This is a genomic window from Segatella buccae ATCC 33574, assembly GCF_000184945.1.
Classification (GTDB): Bacteria; Bacteroidota; Bacteroidia; order Bacteroidales; family Bacteroidaceae; genus Prevotella; species Prevotella buccae.
Genome location: NZ_GL586311.1, coordinates 1,346,536 through 1,370,252, shown reverse-complemented (window position 1 = coordinate 1,370,252; position 23,717 = coordinate 1,346,536). Strand labels below are relative to the sequence as shown.

The 23,717-nt window shown below is 53.8% G+C and carries 21 protein-coding genes; 10 read left to right on the top strand and 11 right to left on the bottom strand.

The window, feature by feature from the left end; all coding sequences use genetic code 11:
• Nucleotides 1-7: 7 nt before the first annotated feature.
• The 6 genes from HMPREF6485_RS05085 to rpmH all read right to left on the bottom strand — a co-directional run bounded on the left by HMPREF6485_RS05085 (nt 8) and on the right by rpmH (nt 8,354).
• The gene (locus HMPREF6485_RS05085) at nt 8-3,280 is read right to left on the bottom strand and encodes a SusC/RagA family TonB-linked outer membrane protein (protein WP_004345163.1); all 3,273 of its coding nucleotides are present in this window, start codon (nt 3,278-3,280) and stop codon (nt 8-10) included.
• 691 nt (nt 3,281-3,971) lie between these two features.
• A complete protein-coding gene (locus HMPREF6485_RS05080; RefSeq protein WP_044126274.1) occupies nt 3,972-5,120 on the bottom strand; it encodes a 1-acyl-sn-glycerol-3-phosphate acyltransferase in 1,149 nt (382 codons plus the stop codon).
• 65 nt (nt 5,121-5,185) lie between these two features.
• Entirely contained in the window at nt 5,186-6,181 is a 996-nt protein-coding gene (locus HMPREF6485_RS05075; RefSeq protein WP_004341006.1) for a D-alanine--D-alanine ligase, read from the bottom strand.
• 22 nt (nt 6,182-6,203) lie between these two features.
• Entirely contained in the window at nt 6,204-7,307 is a 1,104-nt protein-coding gene (locus HMPREF6485_RS05070; RefSeq protein WP_004345158.1) for an RluA family pseudouridine synthase, read from the bottom strand.
• Nucleotides 7,308-7,312: 5 nt separating this feature from the next.
• Nucleotides 7,313-8,092, bottom strand: a complete 780-nt coding sequence (locus HMPREF6485_RS05065; RefSeq protein ID WP_004345157.1) for a PASTA domain-containing protein — start codon at nt 8,090-8,092, stop codon at nt 7,313-7,315.
• A 106-nt stretch (nt 8,093-8,198) separates the two neighbouring features.
• Nucleotides 8,199-8,354, bottom strand: a complete 156-nt coding sequence (gene rpmH / locus HMPREF6485_RS13480) for a 50S ribosomal protein L34 (protein ID WP_004341009.1) — start codon at nt 8,352-8,354, stop codon at nt 8,199-8,201.
• A gap of 202 nt (nt 8,355-8,556) precedes the next feature.
• Between rpmH and efp the strand changes: the two genes are divergently transcribed.
• The 6 genes from efp (at nt 8,557) to HMPREF6485_RS05030 (ending at nt 12,966) form a co-directional block, all read left to right on the top strand.
• A complete protein-coding gene (gene efp, locus HMPREF6485_RS05055) occupies nt 8,557-9,123 on the top strand; it encodes an elongation factor P (RefSeq protein WP_004341010.1) in 567 nt (188 codons plus the stop codon).
• A gap of 135 nt (nt 9,124-9,258) precedes the next feature.
• Entirely contained in the window at nt 9,259-10,308 is a 1,050-nt protein-coding gene (locus HMPREF6485_RS05050; protein WP_004345156.1) for a glycosyltransferase, read from the top strand.
• Nucleotides 10,309-10,360: 52 nt separating this feature from the next.
• Nucleotides 10,361-11,128 carry a RadC family protein gene (radC, locus tag HMPREF6485_RS05045; protein WP_004341012.1) on the top strand — a complete coding sequence of 256 codons (768 nt, stop codon included), beginning with the start codon at nt 10,361-10,363 and terminating at the stop codon, nt 11,126-11,128.
• A 114-nt stretch (nt 11,129-11,242) separates the two neighbouring features.
• Nucleotides 11,243-11,563: a metal-sulfur cluster assembly factor gene (locus HMPREF6485_RS05040; RefSeq protein WP_004345155.1), complete on the top strand. Its 321-nt coding sequence runs from the start codon at nt 11,243-11,245 to the stop codon at nt 11,561-11,563.
• Between the two features lie 13 nt (nt 11,564-11,576).
• Nucleotides 11,577-12,344: a UDP-2,3-diacylglucosamine diphosphatase gene (locus HMPREF6485_RS05035; protein ID WP_004341014.1), complete on the top strand. Its 768-nt coding sequence runs from the start codon at nt 11,577-11,579 to the stop codon at nt 12,342-12,344.
• A 52-nt stretch (nt 12,345-12,396) separates the two neighbouring features.
• Entirely contained in the window at nt 12,397-12,966 is a 570-nt protein-coding gene (locus HMPREF6485_RS05030; RefSeq protein ID WP_004345154.1) for an isochorismatase family protein, read from the top strand.
• A 131-nt stretch (nt 12,967-13,097) separates the two neighbouring features.
• Here HMPREF6485_RS05030 and HMPREF6485_RS05025 read toward each other — a convergent pair whose 3' ends face one another.
• Complete coding sequence (locus HMPREF6485_RS05025) at nt 13,098-14,369, bottom strand: serpin family protein (RefSeq protein WP_004345153.1); 1,272 nt, start codon at nt 14,367-14,369, stop codon at nt 13,098-13,100.
• A gap of 313 nt (nt 14,370-14,682) precedes the next feature.
• Between HMPREF6485_RS05025 and HMPREF6485_RS05020 the strand changes: the two genes are divergently transcribed.
• Complete coding sequence (locus tag HMPREF6485_RS05020) at nt 14,683-15,468, top strand: class I SAM-dependent methyltransferase (protein WP_004345152.1); 786 nt, start codon at nt 14,683-14,685, stop codon at nt 15,466-15,468.
• A gap of 632 nt (nt 15,469-16,100) precedes the next feature.
• Nucleotides 16,101-16,256: a hypothetical protein gene (locus HMPREF6485_RS14145; protein WP_004345148.1), complete on the top strand. Its 156-nt coding sequence runs from the start codon at nt 16,101-16,103 to the stop codon at nt 16,254-16,256.
• Nucleotides 16,257-16,283: 27 nt separating this feature from the next.
• On the opposite strand, the gene HMPREF6485_RS05010 is transcribed toward HMPREF6485_RS14145, so the two are convergent.
• The 4 genes from HMPREF6485_RS05010 to HMPREF6485_RS04995 form a co-directional block, all read right to left on the bottom strand.
• Complete coding sequence (locus tag HMPREF6485_RS05010; protein WP_004345144.1) at nt 16,284-17,231, bottom strand: M23 family metallopeptidase; 948 nt, start codon at nt 17,229-17,231, stop codon at nt 16,284-16,286.
• A gap of 186 nt (nt 17,232-17,417) precedes the next feature.
• Complete coding sequence (gene recG, locus HMPREF6485_RS05005) at nt 17,418-19,517, bottom strand: ATP-dependent DNA helicase RecG (protein ID WP_082231302.1); 2,100 nt, start codon at nt 19,515-19,517, stop codon at nt 17,418-17,420.
• Between the two features lie 28 nt (nt 19,518-19,545).
• The gene (locus HMPREF6485_RS05000; protein WP_004345140.1) at nt 19,546-20,223 is read right to left on the bottom strand and encodes a 2-C-methyl-D-erythritol 4-phosphate cytidylyltransferase; all 678 of its coding nucleotides are present in this window, start codon (nt 20,221-20,223) and stop codon (nt 19,546-19,548) included.
• A gap of 84 nt (nt 20,224-20,307) precedes the next feature.
• Nucleotides 20,308-20,874 (bottom strand): DJ-1 family glyoxalase III, encoded by a 567-nt coding sequence (locus HMPREF6485_RS04995; protein WP_004341021.1) that lies wholly within the window; start codon nt 20,872-20,874, stop codon nt 20,308-20,310.
• An 83-nt stretch (nt 20,875-20,957) separates the two neighbouring features.
• On the opposite strand from HMPREF6485_RS04995, the gene HMPREF6485_RS04990 reads away from it, so the two are divergent.
• Together HMPREF6485_RS04990 and HMPREF6485_RS04985 are read left to right on the top strand one after the other, a co-directional pair.
• Entirely contained in the window at nt 20,958-21,788 is an 831-nt protein-coding gene (locus HMPREF6485_RS04990; RefSeq protein ID WP_044125851.1) for an NAD kinase, read from the top strand.
• Between the two features lie 44 nt (nt 21,789-21,832).
• Complete coding sequence (locus HMPREF6485_RS04985) at nt 21,833-23,620, top strand: ABC transporter ATP-binding protein (RefSeq protein WP_044126272.1); 1,788 nt, start codon at nt 21,833-21,835, stop codon at nt 23,618-23,620.
• Nucleotides 23,621-23,717 lie beyond the last annotated feature (97 nt).

Here is a 23,717-nt window from a genome sequence, read left to right as displayed (position 1 = left end):
ATCAGTTTTAGAATTTAACATTAACGCCTACCAAGAATGTGCGCGGAGAGGGATAGTTGCCCACATCGACACCCGTCACCCAAGGTTCGCTGCCGTTGAGGGCCATACCGTTTTCGGGATCCATGCCGTCGTAGCCGGTAATGGTGAAGAGATTCTGGGCCGAGAAGTAAAGACGGAGCTGCTGGAAGGGACAGTTCTTCCACACGTTCTTGAAGTCGTAACCCAGCGTGAGGTTTTGCAGGCGGAAGTAGCTTGCGTCTTCCACATAGATGTCGGACACCTGCTGCCAGTTGGAGCCGGTGTTGCCGGGAGCCAGACGAGGATACTTATTGGAAGTGCCTTCACCGTGCCAGTACTTGTAGACCTCTGTGGTGTAGTTCTCGTGCTGACCGTCGGTGAACTTGCGCCAAGAGCGCATCACTTCCTGTCCGAGTGCCGCATAGGTGGTCACGCTCAGGTCGAAGCCCTTATACCCTACGTTGAAGCCGAAGCCCATCGTCACATCAGGATGCGGACTGCCGATTTCCGTCTTGTCGTTGGCATCGATAACGCCGTCGCCGTTGACATCGACAAACTTCAAGTCGCCAGGTTTGATGTCTGTTCCCTGCAACGACTTGGTGGCATCTCCGCTACAATTCTCTTTCAGATACTGCTGTATGTCGGCAGCGTTTTGCATCACGCCGGCTGTCTTGTAGCCATAGAAATAGCCAATGGGATGGCCTTCCTCCATGCGGGACATGGTGCCCGTGTTTTGCGACAATAGGTCTTTTCCACCCTCATTGTAGTGGTTGGCGTTGTTGATGGCCGTCACCTTGTTGCTGTTGCAGGCCATATTCCAGTTGATGCCGTAGTTGAAATCCTTGCCGATAGCATCGTGCCAGTTGAGTGCGAGTTCCACACCCGTGTTGCGCACGGTGCCCGCATTCTGCCACTGGGTGTCCTGAATGCCTGCCGTGGCAGGTATCTGCACCTGCACAAGCAGGTCTTTGGTCTTCTTATAATACCAGTCAAACGTTGCTCCCAACCGACCGCCAAGGAAGCGGGCGTCAACACCGAGGTCGGTCTGCTCGGATGTTTCCCATGTCAGGTCGGGATTGGCCAGACGTGCGAGATAGGCTCCTTGTGTGGAACTATCCTTGACATTGCCAAACGAGTAGCTGCCAAGGTCACCATAGACGAAGGCCGACAGATAGCCGAAGCTGTCGCCTATATTCTTATTACCGTTCTGTCCCCAACCGGCACGAAGTTTCAGGAAATCGAGCCAACCGGCTGCGGGCTGCATAAACTTCTCATTGCTAACCACCCAACCGGCACTGACCGACGGGAAGTAGCCCCACTGCTTGCCTTTGAGGAAGCGCGACGAGCCGTCGGCACGGATAATGGCCGTAAACATATAGGTTTCATTGAAGTCGTAGTTCAGACGACCGAAGTAAGAGTTGGAAGTCTCGTCGTCGTAGGGCTTGCCCGTGACAGTGGCATGGCCGTTGCGCACTTCACCCTTGGTCAGCGAAAGATAGGCATGGGAGAAATCGCCGAAGATGCTCGATTTGGACTCTCCTGTGAGCGACTCGCCAAAGTTGGGACGAGACTGGCTGTACTCCGTACCGGCCAAAATATCGAAGTGGTGCTTGTCGGCCAGATTGAACTTGTAGTTCAGCGTGTGGGTCATGTTCCATCCCCAGCCGAGCCCGGCCTTCTGCAACACTTCATCATCGGTGCGGAAACCGTCTTTATTGGTCTCGTTGGCTGAATAGATGGGCAGGTATCTGCGATACGACCACGAGCTGTGGCTGTAGTTCAACTGACCGCGGTAAACCAAATTCTTGATAGGTTGCACCTCGATATAGCCGATGGCCGAGAGGTTGAAGTTGCGGCTCTTGTTGTTGGCACTCTGTCCGTTCACCAACTGATAAATCGGGTTGAGCGTGTAGGAATTATAGTTTTGCCAGCCCTCTGTGCCCGAAGCCTTGATGTCGTTCCAGTCAAAATAGCCTCCCTTGCTGTTATAGATGGGCACGCAGGGATTGGCGCGCAGGGCCGTGGAGAGCACGTTGCCATACTGGTTGCCTATCTGGATGCCTTGATTCTCGCGATGCTGGAAGTAGACATTCTCGCCGATTTTCACTACATCGAGCCCCTTGCTGTTGCGATAGACCACATGCTCGGAGTTGAGGCGGAGTGTGAAACGGCGGAAGTCGGACTTGGCATAGTCGCCGCCGAAGACACCGTCTTGATACTGATAGCCCACACCCGTGGAGAACTTGCTGCGGTCCGTGCCGCCCGTTACGTTCAGAGCGTGGCTCGTGGTCACGGCATTCTTGTTGCGCAAAGCCTCCAGCCAGTTGGTGCCGGGGTTGCTGCCGTTCTTATAAGCGGTCAGCAGGTCGGCATCGATGAATCTCGACCAGTCGTACACCGTAGCATTGGAGTTGAAAGACACCATGTCCATCACCTGCATATACTGGCGGGCCGTGAGCAGTTCCGGCATCTTATAGATGTCCTGCCAACCCACATAACCGTCGTATGACACCTGCACCTTGCCTTCCTTGCCCTGCTTGGTCGTGATCAGGATGACACCGTTGGCGCCGTTGGCACCATAGATGGCTGCCGAGGCAGCATCCTTGAGCACGTCGATGCGCTCGATGTCGGCCGGATTGATGTTGTTGATGTCGCCTCCGGCCACACCGTCGATCACATAGATGGGCTTCGTGTCACTGTTCGTGCCGGCACCGCGGATGGCCACCTTGAAGCCGTCGCCCGGCTGTCCGGACACGGCTGTGATGTTGACACCCGGTGTCTGGCTCTGCAAGGCGCCCAGCACCTGCGTGGTGTTGAGCCGTGTGATATCGTCACCCTTCACCTCAACGGTGGCACCGGTGACGAGTTTCTTCTTCTGCACACCGTAGCCCACGACCACGACTTCTTCCAAAGTCTTGTCGTCGGCGGCCATCATCACACTGAGGGTGCTCTGGTTGCCCACGGCGATTTCTTGCGTTTTATAGCCTATGTAAGACACAACCAGCGTTGCGCCCGGTTTCACATCAATGGTGAAGTTGCCGTCCAAATCGGTGACAGCACCATTGCTCGTTCCTTTTTCCATGATGGTGGCACCGATGACCGGCCCTTGCGAATCGGCCACTTGCCCCGTGACTTTTCTTGACTGCTGAACAGCGTTGACGCTTTGATTGGGCGATACAGCAAAGACTTCAGCCGAATAGCTGAAGCCCAAAGCCGTGCAGGCACTCATCAGCAGCACCGTTTTTCTAAAATCCAGACTCATACTTAGCTCTTTTTCATTAGGTTTATGTTGATAACACTTGTTAGTTGGTTGTTGACCGGCCCAACTGTCCGACTTCCTCCACCTCACCTTAATTATATATATGCCACAAAAGCCAAGGCGCGGAAGAGCCAAAGGAGGAATACAATCAGCTTGAGTTACATTGTCTCATGATCGTTTTTGTTAAATTTAGGTTTAATTTAGGAGTTCAATATTCTGTCTTATGGCAGCCGGCATTGCCGACTATGGTATTACGCTTGCAAAGATAAAATTCTTCTTCCGCTTATTATGGTATTATTTTGACGAATATTGATACTTTTTCACAAAGTATGGAATAAATGCTGCTTTTGGGGACAAAATAATACCATTCAAGTTTTACGATGATATTAAATTATAGCAAACACACCTTTTCCAAGCCCCAACGCGGAAACGGAAAAGGACACCTCGCAGCGGTGCGAGGCCCATGCACCACCCGCGCATGGCCGTTGCTCCACTTGTGCATGGGCTCCGCACAGATGGTGCAACAGCCGCGCACCAAAACCGGAAAAGCCGGCCGGCAAGGCCATGAAACAACAAACAGGCGGGCAGACAAGCCGACAGGCCGCCTGACTTTATCCATACGCCGGTTGCATACGGACAAGTCGGCAAACAGCCTGTCGGCTTGTCTACCCGCCTGTTTGGTGGTGGGAAACCATCACTGTGCAGCCAACCAGTTGCGCAAGGGGTTGGCATACATCGTGAGCATACGCTCGCGAAGGAAGTCTTCGTCCTTGCCGGGAAGGTCGATTTTGGCCAACTGCCCGGCCAGATAGTTGTCGAAGAACGTGCGGTCGGCAGCCGTGTAGCGGTCGGCATGGTCGGCTGTGTCCGTGAGCATGTCAAGCGCCATATAGTTGGAAGGATAGAGGCGGTAGCGACGGTGAATCTCCCTGTCGATGTGCGCAGCCACCTCCCTGTACAGCTCCGTCTTGGGCATGTCGGCATCAAGCGAGCGCAGATAGCCGTCGATGCAGGGTGCGCAGTGGTAGTGTATGTGGCCCTTGAAGCCTTGAATGCCCACTTGCATACTCAAGAGGTCGTCGCCGGGGGCCTTCTTCCAACCTTCCACATCCCGCTTTTGCTGCAACTCCCTGGCCTTGAGGTAGTCGCAGGGGTCGAACTCGTAGGAGATGGCGAGCGGAACGAGGTGGAGCTGCACGAGCCGATCGATGACCGAGCCCTCTCCACCCATGCTCATCATCTTCAGCACAGCTTCCGACGTGCGGTCGTTGCTGTCCTTGGCACGACCCTCGCGCTGGGCTATCCAGATGTTCTCGTGCTTCGGGCCGATGGCGAAGTGCATATAGTCGGACAGCCGCTTGCTGGCCACGAGCATCTGCCGCATGGGCAGTCCGCGCTCCACGATGAACGACTTGTTGAGCCTCACCAAGTCTTTCACCCACGGCAGCGAGAGCAGATTGTCGCCGATGGCTATCTCGCAGGTGGTGGTGAAGCCGGCATCAATGAGCAACTTGTCAAGAATGGCCGAGTCAAGCACAATGTCGCGATGGTTGCTGATGAATGTGTAACGCTGCGTGTTGTCAATCTCCGATGCGTCCATCTCGCAGCCACGGGCCGCCTTGGCCAGCAGCCCGGCGATGAAATCGTAACAGAATGCCTTCTGGAAGTCGAGTCCAGTGGGGCAGGCCTTCATCTTCTGCGCAATGGTTTCGAAAGGAATGTCGGGATAAAGATAATGCACCACGGTTTTGAACTGGTCGTTGGCCAGCAGCCGACCGTAGACCTCGGGAAGATCTTCGGGCTCCCAAGGACGGATTTCGTCAAACTCTTTGGGGATAAGCATAAGCGGTAACAAAAAAAAGCTCCGGCCTCCTTCGCCCATAGGGACAAAGGGAGCCGGAGGCTGAGTTAGAACTGATTTTCAACGATTTCGGTCAGCACCTCTTTGATGTCGAGACCGGCAGCACGCACCTGCTGGGGGATGAAGCTCGTGGCTGTCATGCCCGGCGTGGTGTTGATTTCAAGCATATTGACCACATCACAGCCCTCGCTGTCTTTGGAGATGATGTAGTCGATGCGGATGATGCCGTTGGCATGGAGGAGTTCGTAGATGCGGGCGGTCTCGGCAGACACCTTGGCAGCAGTCTCGGGACTGAGGCGGGCGGGGGTGATTTCCTTCACCTGACCGTTGTACTTGGCATCGTAGTCGAAAAACTCGTTGCTCGTCACCACCTCGGTGGCCGGCAACACCACGGTCTTTTCCTTGGTCTTGTAGATGCCCTGCGATATTTCCATGCCGTCGAGGAAGCCCTCGACCATCACCTCATCGCTCTCCATGAAGGCCACCCGGAGTGCCGGAGCCAGCCGATCGGCCTCTTTCACCTTGCTCACGCCGAAGCTGCTGCCGTCAGCGGCAGGTTTCACGAAGCAGGGCATACCCAATCGGCGCTCTATCTCCTTCTCATCGTAGGATTCACCGCGGCGGAGCAGCAGACTGTCGGCTACATTCACGCCAAAGCTGCGGAGATAGTTGTTGAGCACATATTTATTGAACGTAAGAGCCTCAACAAGCACACCGCTGGTAGAGTAAGGCAGATGGATGAGGTCGAAATAGCCCTGCATCACGCCGTTTTCGCCGGGCTGGCCGTGAATGGTGATATAGGCGTAGTCGAAATAGACGGTGGTGCCGGCCTGCACAAACGAAAAGTCGTTTTTGTCGATGGGCACGATGTCTCCGTTGTCAAGGTTGACATGCCAGTCGGTGCCTTTCACATCGACGATGTAGACATGATACCGCTCCTTGTCGAAGAAGGAATACAGCCCCTGCGCCGAGCGCAGGGAGACATCGTGTTCCGACGAATCGCCACCACAGACGATGGCTATATTTCTCTTGATTGTTTCCATAATTGTCACTGTAATTCTTTTTCTATTGTTCAAATGTATCTTGGGTGGTGCCCTTGATGAAGGCACGCCACTTGTCTATCAATGCTGCAAAATCGGCCGGCCACTCCGAGGAGAAATCCATCTGCCGGCCGCTCACAGGATGCACAAAGCCCAGCGTGCGGGCATGCAAGGCCTGCCGGGGACAGAGTTTGAAGCAATTTTGGATGAAGGCTTTGTAGGTGCTGCTGCGCTGCCCGCGCAGTATCTCTGTGCCGCCGTAAGTCTCATCGCCGAAAAGCGGATGGCCGATGTGCTTCATGTGGGCCCTGATCTGGTGGGTGCGACCGGTCTCAAGCCGGCACTCCACAAGGGTGGTGTAACCGAAACGCTCCAACACCCGATAGTGGGTGACGGCACTTTTGCCAATGCCACTGCCGGGAGCGAACACCTTCATGCGCAGGCGGTTGCGGGGATCTCGGGCTATGTTGCCCTCTATCCGGCCCTCGTCGTCAACGATGTTGCCCCACACCAGAGCGTTGTAGCTGCGATGGGTGGTCTTGTTGAAGAACTGCTTGCCGAGGCAAGTCTTGGCTTCAGGGGTTTTGGCCACCACCAGCAGTCCGCTGGTGTCTTTGTCGATACGGTGTACCAATCCCACCTCGGGACTGTTGGCATCAAACGTGGGAAGGTCTTTCAGATAGTAGGCGACCGCGTTGATAAGCGTGCCCGTGAAGTTGCCGGCACCGGGATGGACGACCATCCCTGCAGGCTTGTTGATCACCATCAGCCCATCGTCTTCATAGACCACGGCAAGCGGTATGTCTTCGGGCACGATGCTTGTGTCGTGTTTGGGACGGTCGAGCATCAGCGTGACAACATCTCCGGGCCTCACCTTATAATTACTCTTCACCGGCCGGCCGTTGACACGGATGAAACCGGCATCGGCTGCACTCTGTATGCGGTTGCGGCTCTGGTGCGGATTTTTCTCGGTCAGAAACTTGTCTATGCGCACCGGAGCCTGCCCGGCATCCACTTCGATTTTCCAATGCTCGTAGAGTTGCCCGTCGCCGTCGTCACCGCTGTCGGCCGAAATGCCGCCATCGAGGTCGATGTCTTCCAATTCGTCGTTGTCAAAGGATTCTGCCATATCGTCTATTCTACTACTTCGGTTGATGATTGGTGCTGTGAAGATGAGTGTCCGCCTGCCTGAGCCGACGGCCGGGGCGACGGGGCGTGGCCTGACTGTCCCGAAGATTCGGGGGCAGATTCTGCCGGTTCGGGGGCTGTCACTTCTTCAAAGCTATCATCGCCTGACTCGGTGCCCGCCCCATTTTCTTCAAACACGGGATCTATATAGTCCACCGAATCGGCGGCATCGCGCCGGCCATTGCCCACCTGTATGATGAGTTTGTCTTCTATCGACACCTTGTCGCCCGCAACAACATGCCGCCCACGCACCAGTATGCCATAGACCCAGTCTTGCTCTCCGGGGACGAACTGCGGCTCGCCCAACTTGAATCCCATCGCCGACAACTTGGCCATGGCCTCGCGCATCGAACTATTGTCAATGACATCGGGGATGGTGAGCGTGGGAGTGTGGGAAGCATTGATCGTCACGCGAATCACATGCCCCGACTTGACCCGCTCCCCCGGGGCTGGCGACTGCTCAAGAATGCAGTTGGGGGGCAGTGTCTTCACATATCCCGTGTCGCTCACCACGACTTGAAGCCCGGCATCGTCAAGAATGCGGCTTGCGTCATCGAACGACTTGTGCAACACATTGGGTATGGGAATCGACTCTCCATGATGCGTGTAGAGGTCTATGCCATATTTCACTCCCAAGCAAATCAGCACCACGACAAGCCCCATGGCGACAAGATTGCCCCACAAATAGCTGCTTTTAAACTTGTTGATGAACTCGGACGCTTTCATTTCTCATTATCGGTTTTCAAAGGACAAAGGTACAAAAAAAACAGAAAGAAGCAAATTTAAGTCTTTACTTCTTTCTGTTTTCCCGTTTTTTCTATTCCCGAAAGAATCACTTGCCGTGATGCTCGCAGGACACCGTCAACTTCTTGCGGCCATGAGCACGGCGGGAGGCCAGCACGCGACGACCATTCTTTGTTGCCATTCTGGCGCGGAAGCCGTGCTTGTTCACACGACGGCGATTGTGGGGCTGAAATGTTCTTTTCATTGCTTTTATCTTATTTTTATGTTATAATTTCGGTTCTTGGTATCCGTTTGGGGTGCAAAATTACGTATTATTTTCGAAACAACCAAGAAATATCCTACTTTTAGTCGGCGAAGAACTCGTTTTTTAATAAAAAGTAGTAACTTTGCACTCGCATTCCGTCGATTTGCACAGTATATCGAAATAATAATTCAAGATAAACGAAATGATTAAATCACAAGACATCAAGAAGGGCACTTGCATCCGTATGGACGGCAAGCTCTATTTCTGCATCGACTTCCTGCACGTGAAGCCGGGCAAGGGTAACACGATCATGCGCACCACGCTGAAAGACGTAGTGAGTGGCCGCGTGCTGGAAAAACGCTTCAACATTGGTGAGGCCCTCGAAGACGTGCGCGTGGAGCGCCGCCCCTATCAGTATCTTTACATGGATGGCGACGACTACATCTTTATGAATCAGGAGACCTACGACCAGGTGCCCATCGCCAAAGACCTGATCACCGGTGTTGACTTCATGAAGGAGAGCGACATCGTGGAAGTGGTGAGCGATGCCGATACCAACACCATTCTCTTTGCCGAAATGCCGGTGAAGACCAATCTGCGCATCACCCACTCGGAGCCGGGTATCAAGGGCGACACGGCTACCAACGCCACCAAGCCCGCCACACTGGAGACAGGTGTGGAAGTACGCGTGCCGCTGTTCATCAACGAGGGTGACCTCATTCAGGTAGACACCCGCGACGGCAGCTATCTTAACCGCGTGAAAGAATAATACCGGAAAACTGCCTGCCCCTTCTCCGAGAAAGGAGGACAGGCTCTTTTCGTAATAACACCTGCCCAAGTCGCCCGTACGGGAGCTTTTCTCCGCAGGGGCGGCTTGGGCAATTTTCATTTCTCCTGATACCTTATGAAATACTCCATCATTGTGCCTGTGTTCAATCGCCCGGACGAAGTGGACGAACTGCTGGACAGTCTCACGCGACAAACGGTGAGCGACTTTGAAGTGCTCATCGTGGAAGACGGTTCGCAACATCCTTGTCAAGAGGTCTGCCAACGCTATGAATCGCGTTTGTACCTCCGCTACTTCATGAAGGAAAACTCCGGCCCGGGGCAGAGCCGCAACTACGGTGCGGAGCGTGCTCAAGGCGACTATCTGATCATTCTCGACAGTGATGTGGTATTGCCCGAAGGCTATCTGAAAGCCATCGACGAGGAACTGCAACGCGAACCGGCCGATGCATTCGGTGGGCCCGACAGTGCCCATCCCTCGTTCACCGACACGCAGAAAGCCATCTCCTACTCCATGACAAGTTTCTTCACTACGGGAGGTATCCGCGGTGGAAAGAAGAAACTCGACAAGTTCTATCCCCGCTCGTTTAACATGGGCATCAGGCGCGAAGTCTATCTGCGCTTGGGCGGCTTCTCCAACATGCGTTTCGGTGAAGACATCGACTTCTCCATCCGCATTTTCAAGGCCGGTTGCCGGTGCCGTCTCTTCCCCGAGGCGTGGGTATGGCACAAGCGCCGCACCGATTTCCGCAAGTTTTGGCGGCAAGTCTACAACAGCGGTATCGCCCGCATCAACCTCTACAAGAAATATCCCGAGACGCTGAAGCTCGTCCACCTGCTCCCGATGATGTTCACCGTGGGCGTATTCGTCTTGCTGCTCCTGTTCCTATCGGGCATCATTTTGTTCTTCACGCTGCCTGCCGGTATGCAGCAAGCACTTGGACTCTTAGTGAGTCTGGCCGCTTTGGCTCCCCTCCTACTCTATGCCGCCATCATCTTTGTCGACTCGACCATCAAGAACGACAGCGGAAAAATAGGTTTGCTGAGCATCCGGGCCGCCTTCGTTCAACTTCTGGGCTACGGCTGCGGATTCCTCCAAGCATGGTGGCGGCGCTGCGTGAGAGGCAAAGACGAGTTCGCGGCTTTCGAAAAAACCTTCTACAAATGAAGCTGGAGCACACACAGTAAACCTTGACACAACCTCCATTCTCCACCAACTAATGAAAAACCGGCACATATACGCCATCTCCCAGCCTGCCGACTGCGGAGAAGACACGCACACACTCCGCACCTCCACAGACGGAGCGCACCTTTCCATCAACCAATGGGCGGAGGAAGACCGACCACGCGAGAAACTCGAACGGTTGGGTCCTTCGGCGCTTTCCAATGCCGAACTATTGGCCATCCTCATCGGTTCGGGTTCTCCGAAAGAGAGTGCCGTAGACCTGATGAAGAAGGTAATGCACGACTGCAACAACAATCTCAACACTTTGGGCAAGCTGTCGATTACCGACTTGCAGCAATACAATGGCGTGGGGCCGGCCAAGGCCATCACCATTCTTGCAGCCTGCGAACTGGGCAAGAGGCGACAGGCATCAGCCGTTGAGGAACGCCCAGAATTGAGTTCAGCCGCTGCCATCTACAACTACATGCACCCGCGGATGCAGGATCTCGATGTGGAAGAGGCATGGGTGCTGCTGATGAACCAGAACTACAAACTTATCAAGGCGCAGCGCATCTCGCACGGTGGCATCAGCGAGACGGCTATCGACGTGCGCATCATCGTCAAGGAAGCGCTGTTATGCAATGCCACGATACTGGCTTTCTGCCACAACCATCCCAGCAACAACACCACGCCCAGCCGGCAAGACGATCAGCTCACCCAAAATGTCAAAAAGGCTTGCGACTTTATGCGCATCTATCTCATCGACCACGTCATCGTGACCGACGGTGCCTATTACAGCTATCGCGAGCAAGGGAGGATATAAATCAACAAAGATGTATTTATTTGGTGGAGAGAAAGACTTTTTGAAAAGAAAATCGTATATTTGCAGAAGATAGGCTGCGCTCTTGCCACAGCCTTTACACAAAACAGATAAGTTATGACACCTGAAAAGAAAGTAGAAATAGAAGGCCACATCGTGGATGTGCTCAAAACCGTTTACGACCCCGAAATACCCGTTGACATCTGGAATCTGGGCATGATATACAAGATAGATGTCAAAGACGACGGGGCCGTGGAACTGGACATGACCTTCACGGCTCCCTCCTGTCCTGCCGCCGACTTCATTCTCGAAGACGTGCGTACCAAGGTGGAGAGCGTGGAGGGGGTGACATCGGCCAATGTCAACCTCGTGTTCGAGCCTACATGGGACCAGAGCATGATGAGTGAGGAGGCGCGGGTGGAACTCGGATTTGACTAAACTCTCGAAGCTAATGACAAAAAACATTTATTTCCTCTCCGACGCCCATCTCGGCTCGCTGGCCATCGCGCACGGCAGAATGCATGAACGCCGGCTCGTGCGCTTCCTCGACAGCATCAAGGGAAAAGCCTCCGCCATCTATCTGCTGGGCGATATGTTCGACTTCTGGAACGAATATAAATATGTTGTACCGAAGGGGTACACGCGCTTTCTCGGCAAACTTTCCGAGCTGACCGACATGGGCGTGGAGGTGCATTTCTTCACCGGCAACCACGACTTGTGGACTTACGGGTATCTTGAAGAAGAATGCGGACTCATCGTACACACCCGTCCGCTAACCACCGAAATCTACGGCAAGGTGTTTTTCCTTGCCCACGGCGACGGATTGGGCGACCCTGACAACAAGTTCAAATTCTTGCGGAAGATGTTTCACAACCGCACCTGCCAACGACTGCTCAACTTCATGCACCCCCGTTGGGGCATGGCACTCGGCCTCAACTGGGCCAAACAGAGCCGCATGAAGCGCGCCGACGGCAAGGAACCGCCCTACATGGGAGAAAACAAGGAGTTTCTCGTGCGTTTCACCAAGCAGTACATGCAGCACCATAAGGACATCGACTACTTCATCTACGGACACCGGCACATCGAACTGGACTTGATGCTGAGCAAGAAGACGCGCATGATGATTCTCGGCGACTGGATATGGCAATTCTCCTACGCCGTATTCGACGGCGAACACATGTTCCTCGAACAATACATCGAGGGCGAAAGCCAACCTTGACGGTACCGGAACGCCGTGAAACCGTGAAAGAACCATAATCGTAAGAGCACTCATGGAAAAGTCCAAACTCCTCTTGATCATCGACCCACAGATAGATTTCATCAGCGGTTCGCTCCCCGTCCCCCATGCCGCGGAGGCCATGAGCGGACTGGCCGAATACGTGGAAAAACACGGCAAGAACTATGCCGCCATCGTCGCCACCACCGACTGGCCCCCCTATCACCACTGTTCGTTTGCCGCCGAGGGCGGCCCCTGGCCTCTTCACTGCGTGCAAAACTCCGTGGGCGCAACCATCCCCGACCGTCTGCTCGCTGCCTGCAACAAGGCCGGTGCGCCTTTCACCGTGCTGCGTAAAGGCAATTCGGCACATCGGGAGGAATATTCCATCATGCAAAACGCCCCGTCGGCCACAACGCTGGACGGCATTATCCGATCTTCAGGCATCACTGATATCCATCTCTGCGGCCTTGCCGGCAACATCTGCGTGCTCAACACGCTGAAAGATATGGTCGCCACCTATGGCCGAAACCTCTTCACCCTGCTTCCGGCCTACTCCCCCTCGCTCGACGACGGCTCGGAGTTGCGCCACTACATCGAGGCCAACGGCATACGCACCCTTTAAACGACAGGCCTGCACGCCGGACCACCGATGGCGACAAATACGAACAATCCCGTTTCAAGTCCTGACAAGACTGAAACGGGATTATTTGTGTCCGGAAGCCCCCCCGGCTCCCGGGTCACCGGTAAAAGCGGCTATTTCCCGTCACCTCCATACACACCGATGAAATATATCGAACCGGTTGTGTTTTCGGTTATCGCGTAGATAAAGGGACGATTGGCATGAAAGACGGCCGTGGGAATCTCTCCCATGCCCGGAGCAGTGGTCTCCATCCCACCTACCGTCACCGCAGCCGCCTCAGACCCCTCTTCGTTGACCTTGATTTTAGCACATTGGAAGATTTTGGAAACATGCGCCGACAGTTCACAAAAGTTGCTGAAATCGGCTTTGTACCCATCAAACATACTCCCTGCCCCTAATGCCTTGAGCACCTCGTTGAGGTTCGTTTTTGTCGATGTTTCGAAGCGGGGCAACTTGACATCCACCTGATAATTGCGCAGTCCGTTGAGGTTGGAAATCCACTTATCACTATTGATGGCCTCCAGCACGTCACCGGTGGTCTTCCCGTCGTTGGGCAAGAGCACCAACATGCGATAGCCGCCATTCCCGTAGGACATGCTGAGTGTAGCATAAGTCTCATTGGTGTTATAGAGGAAAATGTCTCTCTGATGCATCATCTGCACCTCCGACTGCTTGCCACCTGCCATCGTGAAAACTTCATTCCGAGTGTTTCGGGGCTTAAACCGGCTATACCAAACACCTTTAAAATAAATGGCATTGAGCAAAAGGGCTACGGTTTCAGGACTCACTCTGTCCAGCACCTGCGGAATCATCCCATTTGTCTGCTTGGCACACCAGTCATTGATGTGCGTCACAGTGCCCGGATCATCGAAATCGGCACTTTCCACCCGCGCGTCGTAAGCCTCCTCGACGGTCTGCTTGAAAGCCGGTTTCAGTTTGCAGTCTTTCCTCACCTCAACGAGATTTGCAATGTTGATTTTCACACTTTTGTCCACATTGGGCGAGCCGGTGAGGAGTTTCCGGCAGAAGTTGTTGACAGCCTCGGCATCGCCATTGCCGAAGCCGAGCACGCTGTTGATTTCTTCCCTCGTGGTGCCCGCAGCCCCATTGTTGATCATTCCGAGAACATAGGTCACACTGAGTGGCGAAACAAGAAATCCCGGCTCCTTGTTTTCCATTTCCGAAACGTTCCTGAAAAGCTTAAATGCGAAGTCGTTGTTACGTTCCACATACTTCTTTTCGGTTTCGTTGAGCTTGATTTTCACCAACTCATAGAGTTTCTTGCCGGTGTAGGTGTGGTCGACGTCTTCCGAAGTGCTGCATCCGGCCAGCATCATCGATGTCAGCATGGCCGACAAGGCGATAAAGGATATTCGTTTTTTCATGTCAATGCTATTTTTGAGTCAATGGTCGTTACGTTGAGGTAAAGCCTTCTTAGGTTTGGAAGAGGGCGAAGGAGACGCTTCCTCCCACGGCACAAAGTAGATGTTCATATCCGCTGAAAGCCATGTCGCTGTGGCAAAGTTATGGATTATTTCGCAAAAAAGCAAGCGTCTTATGCATTAAATTGCAGCTATATACGGCCAAATACTGACAGTAAAAAAGACAAAGAGTGTTTTTTAATCATTTAACAGTTTGTCGTGAAGTCTTTTACCCATCCCGGTATCATTTATATAATAAGCATAAAAGACTTCAACCATGCAACAAAGACACACCGACAGAGCAACCTATTTCACCGAATCTGCCACCACGGCACAAGTATACTATCTGCCTTACATCGAACGTTTCAAGAAAATAACAGGTCCGGAGCGGGTGCTGGAAATAGGTTGCGGCGAGGGCGGCAATCTATTTCCCTTTGCCCGGCTCGGCTGCACAGTCACCGGCATCGACCTCGCACAATGCCGCATCGACCAAGCCCACAACTTCTTTGCCCGGCACCAACAGCAGGGCACTTTCGTCTGCTGCAACTTTCTCGAAGCCCCTGTTCCCGAAAACGAAGAGAAAAAATACGACATCATCATCCTGCACGATGTGATAGAACACATTGCTGCGAAAGAGACCTTCCTCTCCCACATCCGCCACTTTCTGAAAGAGCAAGGAATTCTCTTTGCTGCCTTTCCGGCTTGGCAGATGCCTTTTGGCGGACACCAGCAGATATGCCAAAGCAGGTGGTGCGCCAAGTTGCCTTTCATTCATCTGCTGCCCAACAGGCTTTATACAGCCATCCTGCGCCACTTGGCCAAAGAGAACGAGGGTACCGTCGCCGAACTGCTCGACATCAAATGCTGCCGGACACCCGTCGAACGGTTTGAGAAAGCACTCCGCACCTGCCATTTCCGCGTCATCGACCGGCAGCTGTGGCTGATCAATCCCCACTACAAGCAGAAGTTCGGCCTCACTCCCCGACGACTCCCCGCCACCCTCTCGCGCATCAAGTATCTCCGCAACCTCTTCTCCACCTCCTGTTTCTACCTGCTGACATAAAAGCATTGTGCACATTACTTATCATTAACACCCATCATCGCCTAACACCCAACACCTCTATCCACAACTTGCCCAGCCCCCTAGAGCCCTAACTTAGGGAACTTAAGCAGCCTATATCCCTCGAATCCCTCCCCTCCTCCGGAGGGGCCGGGGGAGGCTCTCCCTATAGCACGAACTATTAAAACTTTCGAAAAAGCCTGACACACAAAAATTCCCCTATCCATTGACTCTCTAACAATATCCGACTCATTTGCCCCATCCGCCCCATCAATTTTCCCACTAAGCCCAAACGACTTTGCGAAAGGGCCGTAGTCAGAAGCTGAAAGAGGCCGAGTGAGGACGCGAAAGTGGCCATTTTGTAAGGTCAAAGGGCTGTAGTGGGAAGCAGAAATGTCGGGAGAAACCAAAAAGGGGGACACTTGTGTGCTCCCCTTGCTATTGCAAAGATACGACGAAAATGATGGAAATGCAAATCAGATGCGATTTTATTTGACATTTGTTCCGGGATAGAGGGCCGGGGATGAGGGCATGGTTCGCTTTCCGTCTCACTCTCTTCTACGTGCCCTGCGCGTGCATTGAGGATTGTCGTTGTGGCTGCTTTATGGACTATAGACAAATGTGCAAGACAGTGTATGAATCGTGTTCAGAAGACGCTGAGGAGGGGAAAGGGAGTGGAGACATGGTGGTGTGGGCATCGCGGCAAGAAGAACAGCGAACAGATGGGGCTTAAACTGCTGCAAGGGAAAGAAAAATGGCTATATGAAAAAGCCCGCTGCACTTCCGTGTAGCGGGCCACGATGGGAATATAAATAGGGTTATGAGTATCTGAGTATCTGTCCGGGGCGAACAGCTTTGCCCTTGGTGATGTGGTTGAGCTTGCAGATGGTGTCGATCGTCACACCACGCTTTTCGGCAATCGAGGCAAGCGTTTCGCCGCTCTTGACCTTGTGGTAGCGCATATCAGCACTGCTGTCGAAGTTGGCATTGCTATTGTTTGCCAACTCACCCTGCACCTCGTCGCGGTTGTAGCCACCGTTGCCCACCTTACCACGCAGGCGGGTGGCCTCAGCAGACTCGTGCTCGTAATTGCTCTTGATATAGACGTAGAAATCGGAAACAACATCCTGATTGCGGAAATCGAACATCAGTGCGGGGTTGAGAGCCACTCCGCAAAGGCGGGTTTCAAAGTGAAGATGCGAACCGGTGCTTCGTCCCGTGTTGCCGCCAAGCCCGATCGGCTCGCCTGCCCTGACAGTCTGGTCTTCCGCCACAAGCTGCTTGGAGAGGTGGCCGTAGATTGTTTCCAGTCCGTTGTTATGGCGAATGACAATGTACTTGCCGTAGCCTCCGCCTTCATATTTCACTACGCGCACCTTGCCGCTGAACGCTGCGCGGATGGTATCGCCGATATAAACCTTGATGTCCAACCCTTTGTGTTGGCGGCCCCAGCGGGAACCGAAGTTGCTTGTCACCACGCGGCTGGGTGTGGGCATACAGAAATGGCGAAGATCTATGCGGAAAGAGTCGGGCACTTGAGTGGCACGATGGGCGTAGCGGTTGGACCAATCGTCGTAGAGCTGTGCTGCCGGCGACTCCGTATTTTCTTTGATGATGGTTTGTTTCAGGACGATGGTATCGACAGCCTTCATCCTGCGGTCTACCGGAGCTTGGCGGGCAAGAAGGTCTTGACCTGCCACGGGCACAGCCGTGAGCGCAAACAATGAAACGATCGAAACTTTCTTTAAATATTTCCTTAAATTCATTTCTATTTTTTTAGGTTTAAGTCAGACCGGATAAACAAACACATCCTAGTCTAAAAAGCCGTTGATTTCAAACAAAAATGCAACGATTTATCAAAAGACGTTGCAAAGATAGCAAAAAAATACCAATGCGCCTATCTTCTTAACAGTTTTTTAGGACTACTTTAACATTCCCATTATGTTTCCAACTCAAGAGATAGCCGCCCAGTTGACATTGGTTTTACGCAGTTCCCGGAGCCTGTTCCATAGAATCTGGTAGATGCTTTTTTCACATTTCGGGTCATCTTCAATAATCTTCTGTGCCTCGTCCCGGGCCAGTTGGATGATCTGTCCGTCTCGGGCAATGTCGGCTATTTTCAGGTCGAAGGCGATGCCACTCTGCTGGGTTCCCTCAAGGTCGCCCGGGCCACGGAGCTTCAAGTCGGCCTCGGCTATGCGGAACCCGTCGTTGGTGTCGCACATGATGTCGATACGCTTGCGCGTCTCGGCGGACAGCTGGTAGTTGGTCACGAGGATGCAATAGCTCTGGTCGGCTCCGCGCCCCACACGCCCACGCAGTTGGTGGAGCTGGGACAGACCGAACCGCTGGGCGTCGAGAATGACCATGACCGAGGCGTTGGGCACATTGACCCCTACCTCGATGACCGTCGTGGCTACGAGTATCTGTGTCTCCCCTTTCACAAACTTCTGCATCTCCTCCTCCTTTTCGGCCGCCTTCATCCGTCCGTGTACCTTGCTCATGCGGTAGCCCGGAAATACATCTTTGAGTGCCTCGTAGCCTTCTTCAAGATTTTTGAGGTCCATTTTTTCGCTTTCCTTGATGAGCGGAAACACAATATACACCTGCCGGCCTTCGGCTATCTGTTGGCGGATGCCCTGATATAGGCTTGTCGTCTGGTTGTCATACTTGTGAATGGTCTGTATGGGTTTGCGCCCCGGCGGCAGTTCGTCTATGACACTCACGTCGAGATCGCCATAGATGGTCATGGCCAGCGTGCGCGGGATGGGTGTAGCCGTCATCACGAGCACGTGCGGCGGATTCTCGTTCTTGGCCCACAGTTTGGCCCGTTGGGCCACGCCGAATCGGTGTTGTTCGTCGACGACAGCCAGTCCGAGCTGCCTGAACTGCACGGTGTCTTCGATGAGGGCATGTGTGCCCACGGCGATGTGGATGCTGCCATCGAGTAGTCCGGCCAGCACTTCTTTCCTCTTTTTGCCCTTTACGATGCCCGTGAGCAGTTCCACCCGTATGTCCATACCCTTCAGAAAATCCTTGATGGTGTGCAGGTGCTGTTCGGCGAGGATTTCCGTAGGGGCCATGATGCAAGCCTGAAAACCGTTGTCGAGTGCAATGAGCATCGACATCAGGGCCACGAGCGTCTTGCCCGAGCCCACATCGCCCTGCAACAGGCGGTTCATCTGTCGTCCGCTACCCATGTCGGCGCGAATCTCGTGCATCACACGCTTCTGTGCTCCCGTGAGCGGAAAAGGCAGGTTGTGGCGATAGAAACCGTTGAAGATGTCCCCCACACGGTTGAACACGTAGCCCCGGTATTTGCGGCGATTGTCGCTGGCGTAGCGCAGAATGTTGAGCTGCACGTAGAAGAGCTCTTCAAACTTCAGTCGCAGACGGGCACGCTGCATCTCATCGGCATTCTTGGGATAGTGAATCCAGCGGAGTGCCTGGGGGCGGGAGACGAGATGAAGACGGTTGAGTATGAAGTCGGGAAGCGTCTCCGGCAGTTGGGGAGAGAGTTTCTCGATGAGCGTTTTGGTGATTTTCTCTATGCTCCGTGAGGTGAAGTTTGCCTTCTTCATTTTCTCCGTGGTGGAGTAGTAAGGCTGCATGCCCATCTCGGAGAGTTGCAGTTTGGAAGCATCGTCTATGTCGGGATGTACGAACTGGTAACGCCCGCCAAAGATACCGGGCTTGCCGAACACGATGTAGTCGGTGCCGGTCTTGTAGGAATCGTACACATATTTGGTGCCGTTGAACCACACCAAGTCCACCACTCCGTGCCCGTCGCTGAAATGGGCCACGATACGCTTTTTTCTCGGCCCCATGACAAACTCGTCGAAACTGAGTATCCGGCCCTTGAGTTGTACGAAAGGCATGTCGGCGGTGAGCTCGTCGATGGTGTAGAGCCGGCTCCGGTCAACGTATTTGTAAGGGTAGTATTCAGACAAATCACCATAGGTGTTGATTCCAAGCTCCCTGCTCAGAATCTCCTTTCTTCGGGGGCCCACCCCCGGAAGATACATGATGTCTTGGTCTAAAAGGCTTGCCAATCTGTATAATATAAGGTGAAAAAAGTGCTTATCGGCCGTCTTTCAGTAATGTTTCGGCCACGGCCATGTCGAAAGGAGTGGTGATCTTGATGTTCTCACGGTTGCCCTCCACCATGGCAACGGGGCATCCGAGACTCTCCACGACCGAAGCATCATCGGTGAAAGAGTCTTGATAAGGCCGGCCAAAAGCCCGGCGGAGCAGCGCGAGGTCGAACACCTGCGGTGTCTGCACCGTGCGATAGTCAGAGCGCAGCACGTTTTTGCCGCCACCCTGTCGGTCGATGTATCTCAAAGTGTCGGTCACCGGCATCACCGGAATGACGGCATAACTTTCTTCCACTGCCTCGAAGCACCGGGCGATGGTGTCTGTCGACACGAACGGGCGCACCCCGTCGTGGATGGCCACGAAGCCCTCTTCCCCCTTGGGAATGGCTGCTATGCCGTTTTTGGACGATTCAAAACGCGTGCTGCCACCATTTGCAAGGCGGTGGGGAATGTCGAACCCGTATTCCGTGCAAAGCTCCTTCCAATAGGCCTGCTGCGCTTCCGGCAGCACGAGTATGATGCTCAGGTCGCGCCGATACTCCCTGAAGCGTTCGATGGTGCGCATCAAGACGGGCTTTCCGCCAATAGGCAGAAACTGCTTGGGAATGTCCGCCCCCATGCGGAGTCCTTTTCCGCCGGCGACGATGATAACGTAGTCCACTGTTTGTTTGGGTTTAAATGATTCCCTCCCGCAACTGATGGTTACGGGAGAAAGATTCCTGAAAATGCCCCTTGAGAGGTGTTGCTATTTCTCCACGAGGTATTGGTACATCATGCCTTGCTGCACTTCCTTTGCAGTTTCCTCCCCGGCGAAGTAGCTTAGAATGCGGTAAGCGTAAGGGAATGAGGCCGCCGGACCTTTACCTGTGGTGATATTGCCGTCTTCCTCCACCAGTTCGGCCGTGTATTCTGCACCGTCGAGATATTTTTCAAAGCCCGGATAGCAAGTGGCTTTTCTGCCTTTGAGCAGACCGAGACTGCCAAGTACGAGTGGCGCGGCGCAAATGGCACCGATGCGCTTGCCTGCGGCATGTTGCTTGAGCAGGGCTTGACACACCCCCTCGTGGGCTTTCAGATTTGTAGACCCGGGCATACCGCCGGGCAACAGCAGCATGTCGGCATCGTCGAAGTCGGCGATATCTTCAAATTTCAAGTCGGCTTTCAAGGTCACGCCGTGCGAGGTTTCCACCCATTCCGACCCTGTGATGCTCACCGTCTTGATCTCTACGCCCCCTCTGCGGAGGATGTCTACAGGTGCCAAACCTTCGATTTCCTCGAAGCCATTTGCAAGAAATTCATATACTTTTGCCATAATAATTGAATAAAAAACACCGGTTTACGAAATATTTCGCTACATTTGCAAATGTAAGAAAAATAATTGAAACGGCAAAATTTATGTCAGACCGTAAGTTGAAATTCGCCATTTTCGGCAACGACTATAAGAAGCAGGAAATCATCCTCTACGTGGAGCGCATCTTGAGCTACTTAATGAAGCGTGGGGCAGAGGCCCAGGTGGAGCCTGTCGATTTGGGGAATCCGGACTATGTGATTTCGATGGGAGGCGACGGAACGCTTCTTAAAGCTGCCGGCAGAGTGGGGGGCAGAGAGATACCCATTATCGGAGTCAACATGGGGCGGCTTGGATTTCTGGCCGATGTTTTGCCGAGAGAGATAGAAGAGACGCTTGACAAGGTGTTTGCCGGCGACTACGTGATAGAAGACCACACACCCATACAGGTGGAGAGCGACTGCGAACCGGTGCAGGGCAATCCTGTGGCTCTCAACGACATTGCCGTGTTGAAGCGCGATTCGGCTTCGATGATTTCCATTCGCACTTACGTGAATGGCGATTTCTTGGTCAACTATCAAGCTGACGGACTGATCGTGGCTACCCCGACGGGCAGCACGGCCTACAATTTGAGTAACGGCGGCCCCATCATCGCCCCACAAAGTGGCAGCCTCTGCATCACTCCGGTGGCCCCACACAGTCTGAACATACGTCCGGTGGTGCTCAACGACACATCGGTCATCACCCTCGATGTAGAGTCGCGCAGCCACAATTTCCTCGTGGCTATTGACGGCCGAAGCGAGAAAATGGCCGAAGGCACGCATCTCACCATACGCAAAGCCCCTTATAAAATCAAGATCGTGAGGCTGTGCAACCGGCGTTATTTCTCCACCTTGCGTGAGAAACTGATGTGGGGGGCCGATACACGGCAGAAATAAACGGGCCTGCCGTAAACGTGAATGGCAGTTATGTAAGGATGGAAATGAGAATAAAGAGTCTTCTCAAAATACCGGAATCGAAATATCCGGCCGGAATCATTCTCAAATGGTTGTGGCGGGCTTGGCGTGGCAATCAGTTACAGGCAGTGCTCAATGCGCTTGTCGGGCTGCTTTCTGTGGGTGTGAGTCTGGCCCAAGTGTGGGCCGTGAAACGTGCCATCGATGTGGCTTCGGGGGCTGTGGAGGGCGACGTCTACTGGGCCGTGGCCCTCATGGGGGGGCTGATACTGCTTGATTTCTCCCTCAGCGTGTCGGCCATCTGGATTAAAAACCTGTTGGGCATCAAGGCCCAAAACCGTATGCAACAACGCATGCTCGACCGCATCCTGCGGTCGGAGTGGCACGGCAAGGAGATGAGGCATTCGGGTGATGTGCTCAACCGGCTGGAATTTGATGTCAACAACGTTGTAGACTTTCTCACGGAAGTCATTCCCAACTCGCTGAGTGTGGTAGCCATGTTTCTCGGAGCGTTCTTTTATCTGTTTTCGATGGACAAGTTGTTGGCCTTTGTCATCATAGCCATCATCCCGATATTCGTGGCCGTGAGCAAGATCTACGTGGGGCAGATGCGCAAACTCACCCGGCAGGTGCGCGATTCCGACTCCAAAGTGCAAAGCGTGTTACAGGAAACCATTCAGCATCGTATGCTTATCAAGACGCTGGAAAGCGATTCGGCAATGGTGGATCGCTTGGAAAACACCCAAAGTGAATTGCGCCACAACGTAGTGAGGCGCACACTGTTCAGCGTTTTCAGCAATCTCATTCTCAATTTCGGTTTTGCTCTGGGCTATCTTGTTGCTTTTCTCTGGGCAGCCCTACGCATGAGCGCCGGCACACTGACCTTTGGCGGTATGACGGCTTTCCTCCAGCTGGTGAGCAAAATACAGGGGCCGGCCCGCAATCTGACCAAACTCGTGCCGGCTTTCGTGAGCGTGTTCACGGCTGCCGAACGCCTCATGGAACTGGAAGAGAACCCGCTCGAAGAGCTTGACGATCCCATAGAGGTCAGTGCCCCCTGTGGTTTGAGGCTTACGAATGTCAGTTATGCTTATACGGCACAAGACGGCAATGTCATCAGTGGACTCTCTTTCGACTTCCGTCCCGGGTCCTGTACGGCCATCCTCGGGGAGACCGGAGCCGGAAAAACTACCCTCATTCGTCTGCTGTTGGCATTGATCAAGCCGCAGAGCGGCAGAGTGGAGATTTACAGCGAGGCCGACCGTCTCTGCCACCACGACCAACGGACACGCCAGTCTTCGAAGAAACGACATGCCAAGTCATCGGGTAAGCATCGCGGCAATGGCCGCCACCAGTCGGGATCGGCTCCAACTCCCTTTATCCAGCCCCTCATCCCCCGTCACCGTTGCAACTTTGTCTATGTGCCGCAAGGCAACACCCTGATGAGTGGCAGCATACGCGACAACTTGCGACTCGGCAAACTCACGGCCACCGATGAAGAGATGCACGAGGCTTTGGAGTTGAGTTGTGCCGACTTTGTGTTTTCCCTACCCGACGGTCTCGACACCCTCTGCTCCGAGCAGGGCGGAGGCCTGAGTGAAGGGCAGGCCCAGCGCATTGCCATCGCCCGCAGTCTGTTGCGCAATCGCAGCATCATGCTCTTCGACGAGGCCACGAGTGCGCTCGACCCCGAAACCGAGCGGCAGTTGCTGCACAATATTCTGGCCGGTCACGACAAGACCATCATCTTCATCACCCACCGGCCTGCAGTGGTCGACTATTGCGACGGAACATTAAGAATAGAAAAAACATGAAGACCGACAACCGGAGAGACATGAGTCTGTGAGCAACCTCGGCTCCATGCGGCAAATGCGTTTTTTGTCTGCCGTATGCAACTTTCCGTTCGGCAGA